This window comes from Streptomyces toyocaensis (assembly GCF_000725125.1).
GTDB lineage: Bacteria > Actinomycetota > Actinomycetes > Streptomycetales > Streptomycetaceae > Streptomyces > Streptomyces toyocaensis.
Window position 1 is genome coordinate 1 of record NZ_JFCB01000025.1, and the last position, 16089, is coordinate 16089.

Here is a 16089-nt window from a genome sequence, read left to right on the forward strand (position 1 = left end):
GGCCCGGCCGGCCGCCAAGGCCCCGGCGCAGGCGCCCGCCCCGGCGAAGGCCGCCGCTCCGGCCGCCCCCGCCGCGAAGCCGGCCCCCGCCAGGCCCCAGGCGCAGCCCGCCGACGAGGCCAAGAGCGGCCCCGAGCGGGTGACCCTGCGCGGTCCGTCCGCCGCCGTGGCGAAGAACATGGACGCCTCGCTGGAGCTGCCCACGGCCACCTCCGTGCGCGCGGTCCCGGTGAAGCTGCTGTTCGACAACCGCATCGTCATCAACAACCACCTCAAGCGGGCGCGCGGCGGGAAGATCTCCTTCACGCACCTCATCGGGTACGCCATGGTCCAGGCGATCAAGGCGATGCCCGCGATGAACCACTCGTACGCGAAGGTGGACGGCAAGCCCACCCTGGTCAAGCCGGAGCACGTCAACCTCGGTCTCGCCATCGACCTGGTCAAGCCCAACGGCGACCGCCAGCTCGTCGTCGCGGCGATCAAGAAGGCCGAGACGCTGAACTTCTTCGAGTTCTGGCAGGCCTACGAGGACATCGTCCGTCGTGCCCGCGACAACAAGCTGACGATGGACGACTTCACCGGCGTCACGGTCTCGCTGACCAACCCCGGGGGCCTCGGCACCGTCCACTCCGTGCCGCGCCTCATGCCCGGCCAGTCGGTGATCCTGGGCGTCGGCTCGATGGACTACCCGGCGGAATTCCAGGGCACCAGCCAGGACACCCTGAACAAGCTCGGCATCTCCAAGGTCATGACGCTCACGTCGACCTACGACCACCGGGTGATCCAGGGCGCCGCCTCCGGCGAGTTCCTCCGCCAGGTCGCGAACCTCCTGCTCGGCGAGAACAACTTCTACGACGAGATCTTCGAGGCGCTGCGCATCCCCTACGAGCCCGTCCGCTGGCTCAAGGACATCGACGCCTCGCACGACGACGACGTCACCAAGGCCGCCCGCGTCTTCGAGCTGATCCACTCCTACCGGGTCCGCGGTCACGTCATGGCCGACACCGACCCGCTGGAGTACCGCCAGCGCAAGCACCCCGACCTGGACATCGTCGAGCACGGCCTCACGCTGTGGGACCTGGAGCGCGAGTTCGCCGTCGGCGGCTTCGCGGGCAAGTCCCTGATGAAGCTGCGCGACATCCTGGGCGTCCTGCGCGACTCGTACTGCCGCACCACCGGCGTCGAGTTCATGCACATCCAGGACCCCAAGCAGCGCAAGTGGATCCAGGACCGCATCGAGCGCTCGCACACCAAGCCGGAGCGCGAGGAGCAGCTGCGCATCCTGCGCCGGCTGAACGCGGCGGAGGCCTTCGAGACCTTCCTGCAGACCAAGTACGTCGGCCAGAAGCGCTTCTCCCTGGAGGGCGGCGAGTCCGTCATCCCGCTGCTCGACGCGGTGCTGGACTCGGCCGCCGAGTCCCGCCTGGACGAGGTCGTCATCGGCATGGCCCACCGCGGCCGGCTGAACGTGCTGGCCAACATCGTCGGCAAGTCGTACGCGCAGATCTTCCGCGAGTTCGAGGGCAACCTCGACCCGAAGTCGATGCACGGCTCCGGCGACGTGAAGTACCACCTGGGCGCCGAGGGCACCTTCACCGGCCTGGACGGCGAGCAGATCAAGGTCTCCCTGGTCGCCAACCCCTCGCACCTGGAGGCGGTGGACCCGGTCCTGGAGGGCGTCGCCCGTGCCAAGCAGGACATCATCGGCAAGGGCGGCACGGACTTCACCGTCCTGCCCGTGGCGATCCACGGCGACGCGGCCTTCGCGGGCCAGGGCGTGGTGGCCGAGACCCTGAACATGTCGCAGCTGCGCGGCTACCGCACCGGCGGCACGGTCCACATCGTCATCAACAACCAGGTCGGCTTCACCGCCGCCCCGGAGTCCTCGCGCTCCTCGATGTACGCCACGGACGTGGCCCGGATGATCGAGGCCCCGATCTTCCACGTGAACGGCGACGACCCGGAGGCGGTCGTGCGCGTCGCGCGCCTGGCCTTCGAGTTCCGTCAGGCGTTCAACAAGGACGTGGTGATCGACCTCATCTGCTACCGCCGCCGCGGTCACAACGAGTCGGACAACCCGGCCTTCACCCAGCCGCTGATGTACGACCTGATCGACAAGAAGCGCTCGGTGCGCAAGCTCTACACCGAGTCCCTGATCGGTCGCGGCGACATCACCCTGGAAGAGGCCGAGCAGGCGCTGCAGGACTACCAGGGCCAGCTCGAGAAGGTCTTCACGGAGGTCCGTGAGGCCACCTCGCAGCCGTCGGCCGTGGTGCCGTCCGAGCCGCAGGCCGAGTTCCCGGTCGCCGTGAACACCGCGGTGACCACGGAGGTCGTCAAGCGGATCGCCGAGTCCCAGGTGAACGTCCCCGACCACATCACCGTCCACCCGCGTCTGCTGCCGCAGCTGCAGCGCCGTGCGGCGATGGTCGAGGACGGCACGATCGACTGGGGCATGGGCGAGACCCTCGCGTTCGGCTCCCTGCTGCTGGAGGGCGTCCCGGTGCGCCTCGCCGGCCAGGACTCCCAGCGCGGCACCTTCGGCCAGCGCCACGCGGTCATCATCGACCGCAGCACGGGCGAGGAGTACACGCCGCTGCAGTACCTCTCCGAGGACCAGTCGCGGCTGAACGTCTACAACTCCCTGCTGTCCGAGTACGCGGCGATGGGCTTCGAGTACGGCTACTCGCTGGCCCGCCCCGACGCGCTCGTGCTGTGGGAGGCGCAGTTCGGCGACTTCGTCAACGGCGCGCAGACGGTCGTGGACGAGTTCATCTCCTCGGCCGAGCAGAAGTGGAACCAGACCTCCGGTGTGGTCCTGCTCCTCCCGCACGGCTACGAGGGCCAGGGGCCGGACCACTCCTCGGCCCGTCCCGAGCGGTTCCTGCAGCTCTGCGCGCAGAACAACATGACGGTCGCGATGCCGACGTCGCCGTCGAACTACTTCCACCTCCTGCGGTGGCAGGTGCACAACCCGCACCACAAGCCGCTGGTCGTCTTCACCCCGAAGTCGATGCTGCGCCTGAAGGCCGCGGCCTCGAAGGCGGAGGAGTTCACGACGGGCCAGTTCCGCCCGGTCATCGGCGACGCCTCGGTCGACCCGGCCGCGGTCAGGAAGGTCGTCTTCACCGCCGGCAAGGTCTACTACGACCTGGAGGCCGAGCGGCGCAAGCGCGGCGTGACCGACACGGCGATCATCCGCATCGAGCGCCTGTACCCGCTGCCGGGTGCGGAGCTCCAGGCGGAGATCAAGAAGTACCCGAACGCCGAGAAGTACCTGTGGGCCCAGGAGGAGCCGGCGAACCAGGGTGCCTGGCCGTTCATCGCGCTCAACCTGATCGACCACCTCGACCTGGCGGTCGGAGCGGACCTCCCGCACGACGAGCGTCTGCGGCGCATCTCGCGCCCGCACGGCTCGTCCCCCGCGGTCGGCTCCGCGAAGCGCCACCAGGCCGAGCAGGAGCAGCTGGTGCGCGAGGTCTTCGAGGCGTAACCGGCAGCCGTACGCGCGGGCCGCACCCCTCTCCCGGGGGGTGCGGCCCGCCCGTTTTCCGGCACATATCCTTGTCTCATGTACTTCACGGACCGTGGCATCGAGGAACTGGAGAAGCGGCGCGGCGAGGAGGAGGTCACCTTCGAGTGGCTGGCCGAGCAGCTCAGGACGTTCGTCGACCTCAACCCCGACTTCGAGGTCCCGGTGGAGCGTCTGGCCACCTGGCTGGCCCGCCTGGACGACGAGGACGACGAGTAGCCGCCTCCCGGACCTCCGTCGAGGGCTCACCACACGACCCATCACCGGAACGGGTGTCTTGACTTTCCCCTGCCGCGATATATCGTGAATCTGGAAGACGCGATATGGCGCGTCGTCGGGTACGTCCGCTCCCTGGAGGTCGTCACCATGTCCGAGTCGTCCGTCGCGGAGCCCACCAAGCTCACCTTCGACGCCCCCGTGCGCGAGCTCCACGTGCGCATCGTCAACGGAACGGTGAACGTGGTGGGGACCGACGAGGGTTCCGCCCGGCTGGAGGTCACCGAGATCGACGGCCCGCCCCTGGTGGTCACCCAGCGGGACGGCACCCTCACGGTGGCCTATGACGACCTGCCCTGGAAGGGCTTCCTCAAGTGGCTGGACCGCAAGGGCTGGCGCCGTAGCGCGGTGGTCTCGCTGGCCGTCCCGGCGCAGACCCGGGTGGAGGTCGGTGTGGTCGGCGCCGGCGCCGTGGTCTCCGGTATCCGTGGTCCCGCCGCGGTGAAGGGCGTCGCGGGTGACACCACCCTGGTCGCCCTCTCCGGTCCGGTCCGCGCGGACACCGTGTCGGGGAACGTGGAGGCCCAGTCGGTCACCGGCGACCTCCGCTTCGCCTCCGTCTCGGGCGACCTCACCGTCGTCGAGGGCTCGGGATCGTCCGTGCGGGCGGACACGGTCAGCGGCTCCATGATCGTGGACCTCGATCCCGACGGCCCCACCGACGTCAGGCTCACCAGCGTCTCCGGCGAGATCGCCATCCGGCTGCCCGATCCGGCGGACGCCGAGGTCGAGGCCAACACCGCGAGCGGCGCCATCTCCAACGCCTTCGACGACCTCCGGGTGCAGGGCCACTGGGGCGCCCACAAACTCACCGGCCGTCTGGGCGCGGGCAGCGGCAAGCTGCGCGCCACCACCGTCTCCGGCTCCATCGCCCTGCTGCGCCGCCCGCCCGGCGAGGACGAGCCGGACCCGCGGGACACCTCGGGAGACAACGCCGGTACGACCGACAAGAAGGTGCTCTGACATGCCCCCCGTCTTCGCCCACGGACGCCTGCGCCTCTACCTGCTGAAGCTGCTGGACGAGGCCCCGCGTCACGGCTACGAGGTGATCCGCCTCCTCGAGGAACGCTTCCAGGGCCTCTACGCGCCCTCCGCGGGCACGGTCTACCCCCGCCTGGCCAAGCTGGAGGCGGAGGGTCTGGTCACCCACACCACCGAGGGCGGCCGCAAGGTGTACGCCATCACGGACGCCGGCCGCGCCGAACTGGCCGGCCGCAGCGGCGAACTGGCCGACCTGGAACAGGAGATCCGGGAGTCGGTCGCCGAACTGGCTGCCGAGATCCGGGCCGACGTCAGCGGCGCGGCGGGCGATCTGCGCCGGGAGATGCGGGCCGCGGCCGGCAGGGCCCGCCAGTCCCGGGGCACCGGCGCGTCCACGGATGACGAGGGCCTGCCCGGCGACTTCACGGTCTTCGGCGACAAGGACGCCTGGCGCGCCGCCAGGGAGGAGATGCGCCGCGCCAAGCAGGAGTGGAAGGAACAGGCCCGGCGTGCGAAGGACGAGAGCCGGCGCTCCCGCGAGGAGGCCCAGCGTGCCCGCCGCCAGGCCCAGGAGGCGCAGGAGCAGGTGCAGCGCATCATGCGCCAGGTCCAGGAACAGACCCAGGACCACTTCGCCCGCGGCGACTGGCCGACGGGACTGCGCGAGGGCCTGAGTGAACTGGCCAAGGGGATGGGCGAGTTCGGCAAGGACTTCACCTTCGGGCGCACCGGCACGGGACCGGCCGGCAAGGCCTCCGAGCCGTCGTACTCCCAGACCCCCGCGGACTTCCCCGCGGGCTGCACCCCGGCGTGGGCGCACGAGGACGCCTCGGACTCAACAGGTGACCCGACCCGCGATCTGGACCGGCTGCTGGACCGTTTCCGGGACGACATCCGGGACGCGGCCCGGGACCACGGCGTCACCGGGGACCAACTGCGCGACGCCCGGCGCCATCTGTCCACGGCGGCGGCGAACATCGGGGCGGTCCTGCGCACCCCGAAGCCCTGAGCCGCCGTCAGCCCGCCTTGGCCTCGCCGCCGCCTCCGGGGAGCACCCGGGTCACGGACTCGTACGTCACCCCGTGGTCGGCGAGGACCTCGGCGGGGACGCCGGGGCGTGCGGTGAGGGCGAGCAGGATGTGCTCGTCGCCGATGCGCCGGTCACGCCGGGCGGTGGCGGCGCGCAGTGCCCCGGTCAGGACGTCCTTGGCTCCCGGTTCCAAGGGGGGGTGCCCTGTCCGGCGGCCGCCGCCCCGCCGGCCGCCGGACAGGGCGCCGGCCCCGTGCACCTCCTCCACCCGGGCCACGATCTCCGGCACGTCGATCCCCAGCCCTGCGAGGGCGTCGGTCTCGGCCTGCGTCAGCCCGCCGCGCCGCCGTGCCCGCTCCAGTGCCGCCCTCACCGGATCCCTCCGCCCGGCGAGCCCGAGGGCCCCCAGCGCGAAGGAGGCCCGGCTGCCCTCCCGGTCGAGCAGGGCGAGCAGCAGGTGCTCGGCTCCGACGCTGCCCGCGCCGGTCTGCTCCGCGTGTGCGACCGCGCCCTTGACCACCTCGCGGGCGTCCTTGGTGAACCGCTCGAACATCAATGCCTCCCGTACTTCTTGTGCACGGCCTGCCTGCTGACCCCGAGTTCGGTGGCGATCTCCTGCCACGACCAGCCCTGATGGCGCGCGTTGCGCACCTGCACGGTCTCCAGCTGCTCGAGCAGCCTGCGCAGCGCGGCGACGGCCCGCAGGCCGACCCGTGGGTCGCGGTCGCCCGCCCGTTCGGCGAGGTCGGTTGCCTCAGTCATGATGTCAACTTACGTTGACATCATGCGAGCCGTCAACCCTAGTTGACACAAAACGGCCGGCCCGGAGAACCGGACCGGCCGTCGGCGGGAACCCCGCTCCTCAGGGACCGGTGAGCACGATCTTCCCGAACTGCCCCCCGGACTCCATCCGCTCGAAGCCCTCCCGCGCCCGGTCCATGGGCAGCACCTCGTCGATGACGGGACGCACCCCCGTGGCGGCGCAGAAGGAGAGCAGGTCCTCCAGCTCGTCCTTGGTCCCCATCGTCGACCCGACGATCCTGAGCTCCAGGAAGAAGACCCGGGTCAGTTCGGCGTGCGAGGGCCGGTCACCGCTGGTGGCCCCGGAGATGACCACCGTGCCGCCGGGGCGCAGCGACTTCACCGAGTGGGACCAGGTGGCGGCGCCCACGGTCTCGATCACCGCGTCCACGCGCTGCGGCAGCCGCGCACCGGGCTCCACCGCCTCCACCGCGCCGAGCTCCAGCGCCCGCTTGCGCTTGGCCTCGTCCCGGCTGGTGGCGAAGATCCGCAGCCCGGCGGCCTTGCCGAGCACGATGGCGGCGGTCGCGACGCCGCCCCCGGCCCCCTGGACGAGGACGGAGTCACCGGGCCGGACCCCGGCGTTGGTGAACAGCATCCGGTACGCCGTCAGCCAGGCGGTCGGCAGACAGGCGGCCTCCTCGAAGGAGAGCTCCTTGGGCTTGGGCAGGATGTTCCAGGTGGGCACGGACACCTGCTCGGCGAAGGTGCCCTGGTAGCGCTCGGTCAGGATGGAGCGGGGTTCCCCGGGCCCCACCCCGTGACCGCTCTGTCCGATCACGGAGTGCAGGACGACCTCGTTGCCGTCCGCGTCGACGCCGGCGGCGTCGCAGCCGAGGATCATCGGCAGTTTGTCCTCGGCGAGGCCGACGCCCCGCAGGGACCAGAGGTCATGGTGGTTGAGGGAGGCGGCCTTGACCGTGACGGTGCTCCAGCCGGGCCGGGTCTCGGGAGCGGGACGCTCCCCCGACTCCAGACCGTTCAGCGGCTGGTCGCGGTCGATTCGGGCGGCGTAGACAGCGAACATGACCTTGACGATAGGTTCCCCGCCCCGCCGGGGGAACCAGGGCCCGCTGTGAGACACGCCCTCTTGCCACGCGCCCTCCGGCCGCACGCGGCGGTCGCCACCCGTACGGATCAGCCCTCCGGCACAGAAAAGCGGCCCCGTCCGCACCGGGACGGGGCCGCTTGTCAGCGCGCCTCAGCGGCGGGCGACACCCTCCGCCCGGGCGGCCGCGGCCACGGCCGCCGTCACCGCGGGGGCGACCCGCTCGTCGAACGGGGACGGGATGACGTAGTCGGCGGCGAGATCGTCACCGACCACCGAGGCCAGCGCCTCGGCCGCCGCCAGCTTCATCCCCTCGGTGATCCGCGAGGCCCGCACCTGGAGGGCACCCGCGAAGATCCCGGGGAACGCCAGCACGTTGTTGATCTGGTTCGGGAAGTCCGAACGCCCGGTGGCCACGACCGCCGCGTACTTGTGGGCGACCTCCGGGTGCACCTCCGGGTCGGGGTTGGCCATGGCGAAGACGAACGCGCCCTCGGCCATCGACGCCACCGCCGACTCCGGCACCGTGCCGCCGGAGACACCGATGAACACATCGGCCCCGGCCAGCGCCGACTCCAGCGTCCCGGAGAGGCCGGCCTTGTTCGTGAACGACGCCAGCTCCGCCTTGATCGGCGTGAGGTCCTGGCGGTCGCGCGACACGACGCCCTTGCGGTCGGCCACGGCCACGTCGCCGATGCCGGCCTCGACCAGCATCTTGGCGATCGCGACACCCGCGGCGCCGGCGCCCGAGATCACGGCCCGCAGCTCGCCCAGCGCGCGTCCGCTCAGCCGCGCCGCGTTGCGCAGCGCCGCCAGCGACACGACCGCCGTGCCGTGCTGGTCGTCGTGGAAGACCGGGATGTCCAGCCGCTCCTGCAGCCGCCGCTCGATCTCGAAGCACCGGGGCGCCGAGATGTCCTCCAGGTTCACGCCGCCGAAGGAGGGGGCGAGCCGGACCACGGTCTCGACGATCTCGTCGACGTCGGTGCAGGCCAGAGCGATCGGGACGGCGTCCACGCCGCCGAACTGCTTGAAGAGGATGGCCTTGCCCTCCATCACGGGGAGGGAGGCCTCGGGCCCGATGTCGCCGAGCCCCAGCACGGCCGTGCCGTCGGTCACGACGGCGACGACCTGCGATTTCCATGTGTAGTCGTGGACGAGGTCCGGCTGCTCGGCGATCGCGCTGCACACCTTCGCGACGCCGGGCGTGTAAGCCAGGGACAGATCGTCCTTGTCGCGGACCGGCACGGTGGCCTGCACAGCCATCTTGCCGCCGCGGTGCAGCGCGAATGCCGGGTCGAAGGAATCCAGGGGCGCTGCCCCGCTCTCCGGTTCCTCATGACCGTTCCGGCTTTCGCTGTCGCTGCGAGGATTGACAATCTCCGCTGCCACTTGGTTTTACCCCTTAAGTGTTCATGGTTTGAGGGTTGCCACTCCTGGTGAGGGGTGGGCGGGACCGCGCAAGGCCCGGAGGGATGATTCGTACGGGCCGAACACGACGGGCGCGCCGCACACGCGCCCTGAGCCCCGGATGAGGGGTGTAAAGACCCTTCTTACCGGACGGACGCCGTCGACGACGAGTCCATAACGCGAAGGTCACATGCCGACGCCCTGAACCATCGCCCGATATCAGGACAAGACCCAGGCGAACCACCGGCAAGCCCACAATCGGACCAAAGGTCACGACGGCCCTGCCCCTACCACGGGCGCCACCGGAGATCTTCCGGCCGGAATGGAGGATTCCCGCAGAGTGTCCGGCCATGATGGAGCGGACCGGCCCGGTTCGAGCGTCACCCGTTATCCGATTTTGACATCGCCTCCCCCCTGAATAGCGCAGTCCGAATGGCAAGATGCGGTAATCACACGAGGTCGCGACACTCGAAGGCGTGTGCTCTCGTCGACCCGCGGCGATGCCGCTCAGGCAGTCGCCGGCCCCATCGGCAACTCCACCCATCCGCCGGAGGAACCCACCATGACCGCAAGCACCACCCGTCGTACCACCGCCGCACGCTCCCGGATTGCAGCGGTCGGCGCGATCGCGGTCGCAGGCGCACTGATTCTCACCGGCTGCGGTGACCAGACGGACAAGAGCAGCGACAGCAACACGGCCGACTCGTCCAGCGCCCCGCTCGCCGACAAGCTCCCGGCCGACATCCGCAAGGCGGGCGTCGTCAAGGTGGGCTCCGACATCGCGTACCCGCCGGTCGAGTTCATGAAGGACGGCAAGGCCGTCGGCATCGACCCCGACATCGCGGAAGCCCTCGGCAAGCAGCTCGGCGTGAAGTTCGACTTCCAGAACGGCAAGTTCGACCAGCTCATCGTCGGTCTGCAGTCCGAGCGCTTCAACGTGATCATGTCCGCGATGAACGACACCAAGGACCGCCAGAACGGCATCGACTCGGACACCGGCAAGAAGGCCGGCGAGGGCATCGACTTCGTCGACTACTTCACCGCCGGCACGTCGATCCTCGTCCAGAAGGGCAACCCCAAGGGCATCAAGACCCTGGACGACCTGTGCGGCAAGGTCGTGGCGCTGCAGCGCGGCACCACCTCCGAGGGCATCGCCAACGCGCAGAACAAGAAGTGCACCGACGACGGCAAGCCGGCCATCAAGCTCCAGACCTACGACACCGACCCCGAGGCGCTGCTCCGACTGAAGCAGGGCGCGTCCGTCGCCGACCTCAACGACTTCCCGGTCGCCGCGTACAACGCCAAGACGTCGGGCGGCGGCAAGGACTTCGAGGTCGTCGGCGAGCAGATCGAGGCCGGTCCGTACGGCATCGGCATCAGCAAGGACCAGACCCAGCTGCGCGACGCCATCCAGGCCGCCATGAACGCCATCATCGAGAACGGCGCGTACACGAAGATCCTCGAGAAGTGGAACGTCACGGACGGCGCGGTGACCGAGGCGAAGATCAACGGCGGTTCCTGAACCTCGGCGACACTGAAGGGCAGTCACTGTGACGGACACGGTTGACAAGGCTCCGGCGCCATCGGTGCCGCCGGAGCAGATCAAGGCGATCCCGGTGCGCCACTACGGCCGCTGGGTGGCCGGCGCGGTGGTCATCGCGATCCTGGTGCTGATCGGGATCGCCTTCTCCAACGCGAACATCAACTACGGCATCATCCCCGACTACCTCACCGACGGGACGATTCTGTCCGGCGCCTGGCACACGCTGTACATCTCGGTGCTCGCCATGGTGCTCGGTCTCGTCCTGGGCGTGATCCTCGCGGTCATGCGGATGTCGTCGAACCCGGTCACCAGCGCGGTGGCCTACTTCTACGTCTGGTTCTTCCGCGGCACGCCCGTTCTGGTCCAGCTCCTCATCTGGTACAACATCGCGCTCGTGTTCCCCACCCTCAACCTGGGGTTCTACAAGGACGAGATGAACCAGGTGATGACGCCGTTCCTGGCGGCGCTGCTGGGGCTCGGCCTGAACGAGGCCGCGTACATGTCCGAGATCGTCCGCGCGGGCATCCAGTCCGTCGACGAGGGACAGACGGAGGCGTCGCACGCGCTCGGCATGACCCAGGCCAAGACGCTGCGCCGGGTGGTCCTCCCGCAGGCGATGCGGGTGATCGTGCCGCCGACGGGCAACGAGTTCATCAACATGCTGAAGACCTCCTCGCTGGCCTACGCGGTGCAGTTCAACGAACTCATCAAGCGGTCCACCGACGTCTCCAGCACCTCGCTCGCGGTGGTCGAGATGTACTTCGTGGCGTCGATCTGGTACCTGGCACTCACCAGCGTCTTCAGTGTCGGCCAGTACTACCTCGAGCGCCGCTACGCCCGCGGTTCGACGCGCAATCTGCCGCCGACACCGCTGCAGCGCCTGAAGAAGAACCTCCGCCTCTTCAACTCCTTCAGCCGGCCGGGGGTGACCCGATGAGCAAGCTCAGCAAGGACGTCGTGAGCGGCACGAGCGGTCAGCCGATGGTCAAGGCGGAGGGCGTGCACAAGTCCTTCGGCCTCGCGCACATCCTCAAGGGCATCGACCTGGAGGTGAACGCGCGGGAGGTGTTCTGCCTGATCGGCCCGTCCGGTTCCGGCAAGTCCACCTTCCTGCGGTGCATCAACCACCTGGAGAAGATCAGCGCCGGCCGGCTGTCCGTCGACGGCGAACTGGTCGGGTACCGGCAGAAGGGCGACAAGCTCTACGAGCTGAAGGAGAAGGAGGTCGCGGCGCAGCGACGGGACATCGGCATGGTGTTCCAGCGCTTCAACCTCTTCCCCCACATGACGGCGCTGGAGAACGTCATGGAGGCCCCGGTCCAGGTCAAGCGGGAGACCAGGGCCGTGGCCCGGGAGCGTGCCGAGCGGCTGCTGGACCGGGTCGGTCTCGGCGACCGCAGGGGCCACTACCCCGCACAGCTCTCCGGAGGTCAGCAGCAGCGCGTCGCCATCGCCCGCGCACTGGCGATGCAGCCCAAGCTGATGCTCTTCGACGAGCCGACGTCGGCCCTCGACCCGGAACTCGTCGGCGAGGTCCTCGACGTGATGCGCGACCTCGCCGAGGACGGCATGACGATGATCGTCGTCACCCACGAGATGGGCTTCGCACGGGAGGTGGGCGACTCGCTGGTGTTCATGGACGACGGCGTGGTCGTCGAGTCCGGACACCCGCGCGAGGTGCTGACCAACCCGCAGCACGACCGCACCAAGTCGTTCCTGTCCAAGGTGCTCTGACCGCGGCCGGGCGCACGGCGGAGGGGCGGTACGGATCTTCCGTACCGCCCCTCGCCCGTGTGCTACCTCAGCGCCAGCAGCAGGGTGTCCGACGGCGAGCACCAGACGGGCCGCGCCTCGCCGAACCCCTTCTCGCGCAGCACGCGCGCGTGCCAGGCGGCCGACGGCGTGTCGCCCTCGGCGTGCTCGCCGTAGATCTCGAACCGGCGGGCCGTCGGTCCGGCGAGGACCGGGTCCTTCGCGGCGAGGCGCCACCACTCGGCCCAGTCGAGGGCGCCGTCCGCCTTGGCCCGGTCCATGCGGGCGTGCCGCTGGGCGCGCTCGGCCGCGTTGATCCGGGGCGTCGTGTCGTCGATCATGTGATCCGCGTTCATGAAGACACCGCCGTCGCGGACCAGCCCCGCGATGTGCCCGTAGAGGTCCGCGAGGGGTTCCCGGTGCAGCCAGTGCAGGGCCGTCGCGGTCAGGACGGCGTCGTAGGAGTCGTGGGGCAGTGCCGCCGGCCACCCGGGATCCTTGAGGTCGGCCGTCACGAAGGAGACCCGTCCGTCCCCCGCGAAGGTGCCCTCGGCGATGGCGAGCAGCGCGGGGTCCAGGTCGACGCCGGTGCTGGTGGCGTCCGGGAACCGGGCGAGCAGCCGGGCGGTGATGCTGCCCGTGCCGCAGGCGAGGTCCAGCACGCGCGGGGCCGTGCCGACGAGGGCCTCGACCATGTCGAGCATGACCCGGAACCGCTCCTCGCGGTCGGGCATGTACCACTCCTGCTGCCGGTCCCAGCTCTCCTGCCAGGCCTGCCAGCCGGCGGTGGCCGTGGTGGTGTGCGCGTCCGTCATCGAGCCCCTCCCTCGTCTCCGTCACGTAATACCCTTGCAGCACGACCGTCTATTACCCGACCGCACGCACGACCCTAGAGCCCCTGCGTAAGGACTACAAGTGGAACTGGCCTATTACTCGGATTACGCCGTACGCCTCGTCAACACCGAGGAGCCGGCCCGGGGGAAGGACATGCTCACCTCGGTCGAGGCCGTCCGGGATCTGTTCGGCGCGAACCAGTCGGCCGCCCGGCGCGCCACCGACGCCGATGTGACGCGGTTCCGCTCGGTCCGGGCCAGGCTCCGCTCGGTCTTCGACGCGGCGGACGGCGGCGACGAGACGCTCGCCGTCGACCTGCTGAACTCGCTGCTGCTGGAGTTCCCCGTCAGCCCGCAGATCTCCGGCCACGACTTCCGCGACGACGACGGCCGTCCGCTGTGGCACATGCACCTGGCCGACCACCCGTCCAACGCGACCGCCGGCTATGCCGCCATCGCCGCCATGGGCCTCGCCTTCCACCTCACCGAGTACGGCGTGGACCGGCTCGGCCTGTGCGAGGCGCCACCCTGCCGCAACGCCTACCTGGACACCTCGACCAACCGCTCCCGCCGCTACTGCTCCGACCGCTGCGCCACCCGCGCCAACGTGGCCGCCTACCGCGCGCGCAAACGCCTGGAGGCCGACCGGCCGGAGAGCACGGGCCGCGCCGACGACAGCGCCCAGCCCACCACGGCCAGCGGCGACCGCCGCCCCGAGCCGCGCGGCCGGTAACGGAACCGGACCCGGCCCAGCACCAGCTCGTCGGGGACGACGCCGTAGTCGGTGCTGTCCCCGCCGGCGTAGGCGTTGTCCCCCAGCACCCACCAGCCGCCGTCGCGCCGCTCGGCGGCCCGCTTGACGACCAGCAGGTCCTGCTGGAAGGGATGCCGCAGCACGATCACGTCACCGCGTCTGACCCGGGCGCCGTAGTGCACGAGGAGCCGGTCCCCGTGGTGCAGCGTGGGCACCATGGACGGCCCGGTCACCTCGGCCACCCCGAAGGGCAGCGGGGCCCTCGCCCGCTCGGCGTCCCGCGACAGCTCAGGCATCTCCCGGCACCTCCCCTTCTTCCTCCACCAGTCTCAGTCTCACCCCGGACTTTTGTCCTAAGCCCGCGGGGGCACTCGCGAAAAGCCGTCCGCCACGGAGTAATGTCCAGTGTGAGAAGACGATCACGAGGAAGGAAACGCTCCATGCTTTCCCGCCTGTTTGCCCCCAAGGTCAAGGTCAGCGCCCACTGCGACCTGCCCTGCGGCGTGTACGACCCGGCCCAGGCCCGCATCGAGGCGGAGTCGGTGAAGGCCGTCCAGGAGAAGATGGCCGGCAACGACGACCCGCACTACCAGGCCCGCGCCACGGTCATCAAGGAGCAGCGCGCCGAGCTGGCCAAGCACCACGTCTCCGTGCTGTGGAGCGACTACTTCAAGCCGCCGCACTTCGAGAAGTACCCGGAGCTGCACCAGCTGGTCAACGACACCCTGAAGGCCCTGTCGGCCGCCAAGGCCTCGACGGACCCGGCGACCGGCCAGAAGGCGCTGGACTACATCGCCCAGATCGACAAGATCTTCTGGGAGACCAAGAAGGCTTGATCCTCATGCCTTCCGACGCGCGGTTCCTCACGGCTCGCAGCGTCCCCCACCCGCACCCGGCCCCACGGTCCGCCTCCCACGGCGTCCCCGACGGGCCGGGTGCGGTCGTCTGCGGCACCACCCGGCGGAGGCGCCGGTGACCGCCACGGACATGTCGCGCCGTGCCCGTCTGGCCGCCCACGGCACGGTCTCCACGGCCCTGGCGCGGTGCAGTGACCGCGCCCTCGCCTCCCTCGTGGAGCGGGCCGCGCCGGCCGGCTCCGGCATCGGCGGGAAGTCGGCCCTGACGGAGGTCGCGGGAATCCCGGTCTTCGTCAAACGGGTGCCCCTCACCGACGTGGAACTGCGGCCGGAGCACCTCCGGTCCACGGCGAATCTCTTCCGGCTCCCCGTCTACTGCCATTACGGCGTCGGTGCCATCGGCGGGCCGGGCTTCGGTGCCTGGCGGGAGCTCGCCGCGCACATCATGACGACCCACTGGGTACTGGCGGCGGAGCACGAGGGATTCCCCCTGATGTACCACTGGCGGGTGCTGCCGGACTCGACGCCCCTGCCCGAGGAACTCGCCGACGTCGAACGGGCCGTCGCCTACTGGGGCGGCGACCCGCGGGTCCGCGACCGGATCCGGGCCCTGGAGCAGTCGTCCGCCAGTGTCGCGCTGTTCCTGGAGTACATCCCGCGGAACCTGCACCAGTGGCTGGGCGAGCGGATCGAAGCGGGGGGCGAGACCGCCGACCGGGCCTGCGCCATGGTGGAGAGGGGCCTGGCGGCCGGCGTCTCGTTCATGAACAGCCGCGGGCTGCTGCACTTCGACGCGCACTTCGAGAACATCCTGACCGACGGCAGGCGCCTGTACTTCGCCGACTACGGTCTCGCCCTCTCCGCGGGGTTCCAGCTCTCGCCGGACGAGGCCGAGTTCTTCGGTCGGCATCGGACGTACGACCGCTGTCACACCGCCACGTACCTGGTGAACTGGCTCGTCACCGCTCTGTACGACATCCGCAGGGAGGACCGGGACGGCCGCCGCGCGCTGGTGCGCGCCTTCGCGGAGGGCGAGCGTCCCACGGGTATCTCCCGCGAGGCCGCGGCGATCCTCGCCCGGCACGCGCCGGTCGCCGCGGTGATGTCCGACTTCAACCGCGCGTTCCAGGACCGCAGCAGACGGACCCCCTACCCGCTGGAGGAGATCCGCCGGCTCGGCGGCACAACGGGCGGGCCCTGAGGGTCCGGCGGGCCGACCTGCCCGCCGTCGTGCCGCCTCGGCGGGGGTGCGGGGCGTGGGATGCTGGGCGG

16 protein-coding genes are annotated in these 16089 nt (G+C 70.3%); 10 read left to right on the plus strand and 6 right to left on the minus strand.

Annotation, left to right across the window (positions count from 1 at the left end):
* The 4 genes from BU52_RS23555 to BU52_RS23570 form a co-directional block, all read left to right on the plus strand.
* Positions 1–3493 (plus strand): multifunctional oxoglutarate decarboxylase/oxoglutarate dehydrogenase thiamine pyrophosphate-binding subunit/dihydrolipoyllysine-residue succinyltransferase subunit (locus BU52_RS23555; protein ID WP_037937737.1); only part of this gene is annotated, 3493 nt, incomplete at its 5' end.
* A 78-nt stretch (positions 3494–3571) separates the two neighbouring features.
* Positions 3572–3751: a DUF6104 family protein gene (locus tag BU52_RS23560; protein ID WP_003992906.1), complete on the plus strand. Its 180-nt coding sequence runs from the start codon at positions 3572–3574 to the stop codon at positions 3749–3751.
* A 147-nt stretch (positions 3752–3898) separates the two neighbouring features.
* A complete protein-coding gene (locus BU52_RS23565) occupies positions 3899–4771 on the plus strand; it encodes a DUF4097 family beta strand repeat-containing protein (RefSeq protein WP_037937882.1) in 873 nt (290 codons plus the stop codon).
* 1 nt (position 4772) lies between these two features.
* A complete protein-coding gene (locus BU52_RS23570; protein WP_037937738.1) occupies positions 4773–5798 on the plus strand; it encodes a PadR family transcriptional regulator in 1026 nt (341 codons plus the stop codon).
* A 7-nt stretch (positions 5799–5805) separates the two neighbouring features.
* On the opposite strand, the gene BU52_RS23575 is transcribed toward BU52_RS23570, so the two are convergent.
* The 4 genes from BU52_RS23575 to BU52_RS23590 all read right to left on the minus strand — a co-directional run bounded on the left by BU52_RS23575 (position 5806) and on the right by BU52_RS23590 (position 9060).
* The gene (locus BU52_RS23575; protein ID WP_037937739.1) at positions 5806–6372 is read right to left on the minus strand and encodes a Clp protease N-terminal domain-containing protein; all 567 of its coding nucleotides are present in this window, start codon (positions 6370–6372) and stop codon (positions 5806–5808) included.
* A complete protein-coding gene (locus BU52_RS23580) occupies positions 6372–6581 on the minus strand; it encodes an HTH domain-containing protein (protein ID WP_030219802.1) in 210 nt (69 codons plus the stop codon). Before BU52_RS23580 ends, BU52_RS23575 begins: the two co-directional genes overlap by 1 nt.
* Before the next feature lie 100 nt (positions 6582–6681).
* Positions 6682–7647 carry a zinc-binding dehydrogenase gene (locus tag BU52_RS23585; protein ID WP_037937742.1) on the minus strand — a complete coding sequence of 322 codons (966 nt, stop codon included), beginning with the start codon at positions 7645–7647 and terminating at the stop codon, positions 6682–6684.
* A 174-nt stretch (positions 7648–7821) separates the two neighbouring features.
* Complete coding sequence (locus BU52_RS23590) at positions 7822–9060, minus strand: NAD(P)-dependent malic enzyme (protein WP_037937743.1); 1239 nt, start codon at positions 9058–9060, stop codon at positions 7822–7824.
* 580 nt (positions 9061–9640) lie between these two features.
* Here BU52_RS23590 and BU52_RS23595 point away from each other — a divergent pair.
* Genes BU52_RS23595 through BU52_RS23605 form a run of 3 tightly spaced genes read left to right on the plus strand, consistent with a single transcriptional unit; the run spans position 9641 to position 12355 of the window.
* Complete coding sequence (locus tag BU52_RS23595) at positions 9641–10600, plus strand: ABC transporter substrate-binding protein (RefSeq protein ID WP_037937883.1); 960 nt, start codon at positions 9641–9643, stop codon at positions 10598–10600.
* A 28-nt stretch (positions 10601–10628) separates the two neighbouring features.
* On the plus strand, positions 10629–11558 hold the full coding sequence (locus tag BU52_RS23600) for an amino acid ABC transporter permease (RefSeq protein WP_037937744.1): 930 nt from the start codon (positions 10629–10631) through the stop codon (positions 11556–11558).
* Complete coding sequence (locus BU52_RS23605) at positions 11555–12355, plus strand: amino acid ABC transporter ATP-binding protein (RefSeq protein ID WP_051858552.1); 801 nt, start codon at positions 11555–11557, stop codon at positions 12353–12355. The genes BU52_RS23600 and BU52_RS23605 overlap by 4 nt, the downstream gene beginning before the upstream one ends.
* A gap of 62 nt (positions 12356–12417) precedes the next feature.
* Here BU52_RS23605 and BU52_RS23610 read toward each other — a convergent pair whose 3' ends face one another.
* The gene (locus BU52_RS23610) at positions 12418–13188 is read right to left on the minus strand and encodes a class I SAM-dependent methyltransferase (RefSeq protein WP_037937746.1); all 771 of its coding nucleotides are present in this window, start codon (positions 13186–13188) and stop codon (positions 12418–12420) included.
* Between the two features lie 100 nt (positions 13189–13288).
* Between BU52_RS23610 and BU52_RS23615 the strand changes: the two genes are divergently transcribed.
* Positions 13289–13939 carry a CGNR zinc finger domain-containing protein gene (locus BU52_RS23615; RefSeq protein WP_037937749.1) on the plus strand — a complete coding sequence of 217 codons (651 nt, stop codon included), beginning with the start codon at positions 13289–13291 and terminating at the stop codon, positions 13937–13939.
* On the opposite strand, the gene sodX is transcribed toward BU52_RS23615, so the two are convergent.
* A complete protein-coding gene (sodX, locus tag BU52_RS33990; RefSeq protein WP_078903416.1) occupies positions 13822–14256 on the minus strand; it encodes a nickel-type superoxide dismutase maturation protease in 435 nt (144 codons plus the stop codon). The two genes, BU52_RS23615 and sodX, sit on opposite strands and share 118 nt — an antisense overlap.
* Before the next feature lie 144 nt (positions 14257–14400).
* On the opposite strand from sodX, the gene sodN reads away from it, so the two are divergent.
* Positions 14401–14796, plus strand: a complete 396-nt coding sequence (gene sodN / locus BU52_RS23620) for a superoxide dismutase, Ni (RefSeq protein ID WP_037937753.1) — start codon at positions 14401–14403, stop codon at positions 14794–14796.
* A gap of 151 nt (positions 14797–14947) precedes the next feature.
* Positions 14948–16018: a protein kinase family protein gene (locus BU52_RS23625; protein WP_037937887.1), complete on the plus strand. Its 1071-nt coding sequence runs from the start codon at positions 14948–14950 to the stop codon at positions 16016–16018.
* Positions 16019–16089: the final 71 nt, after the last annotated feature.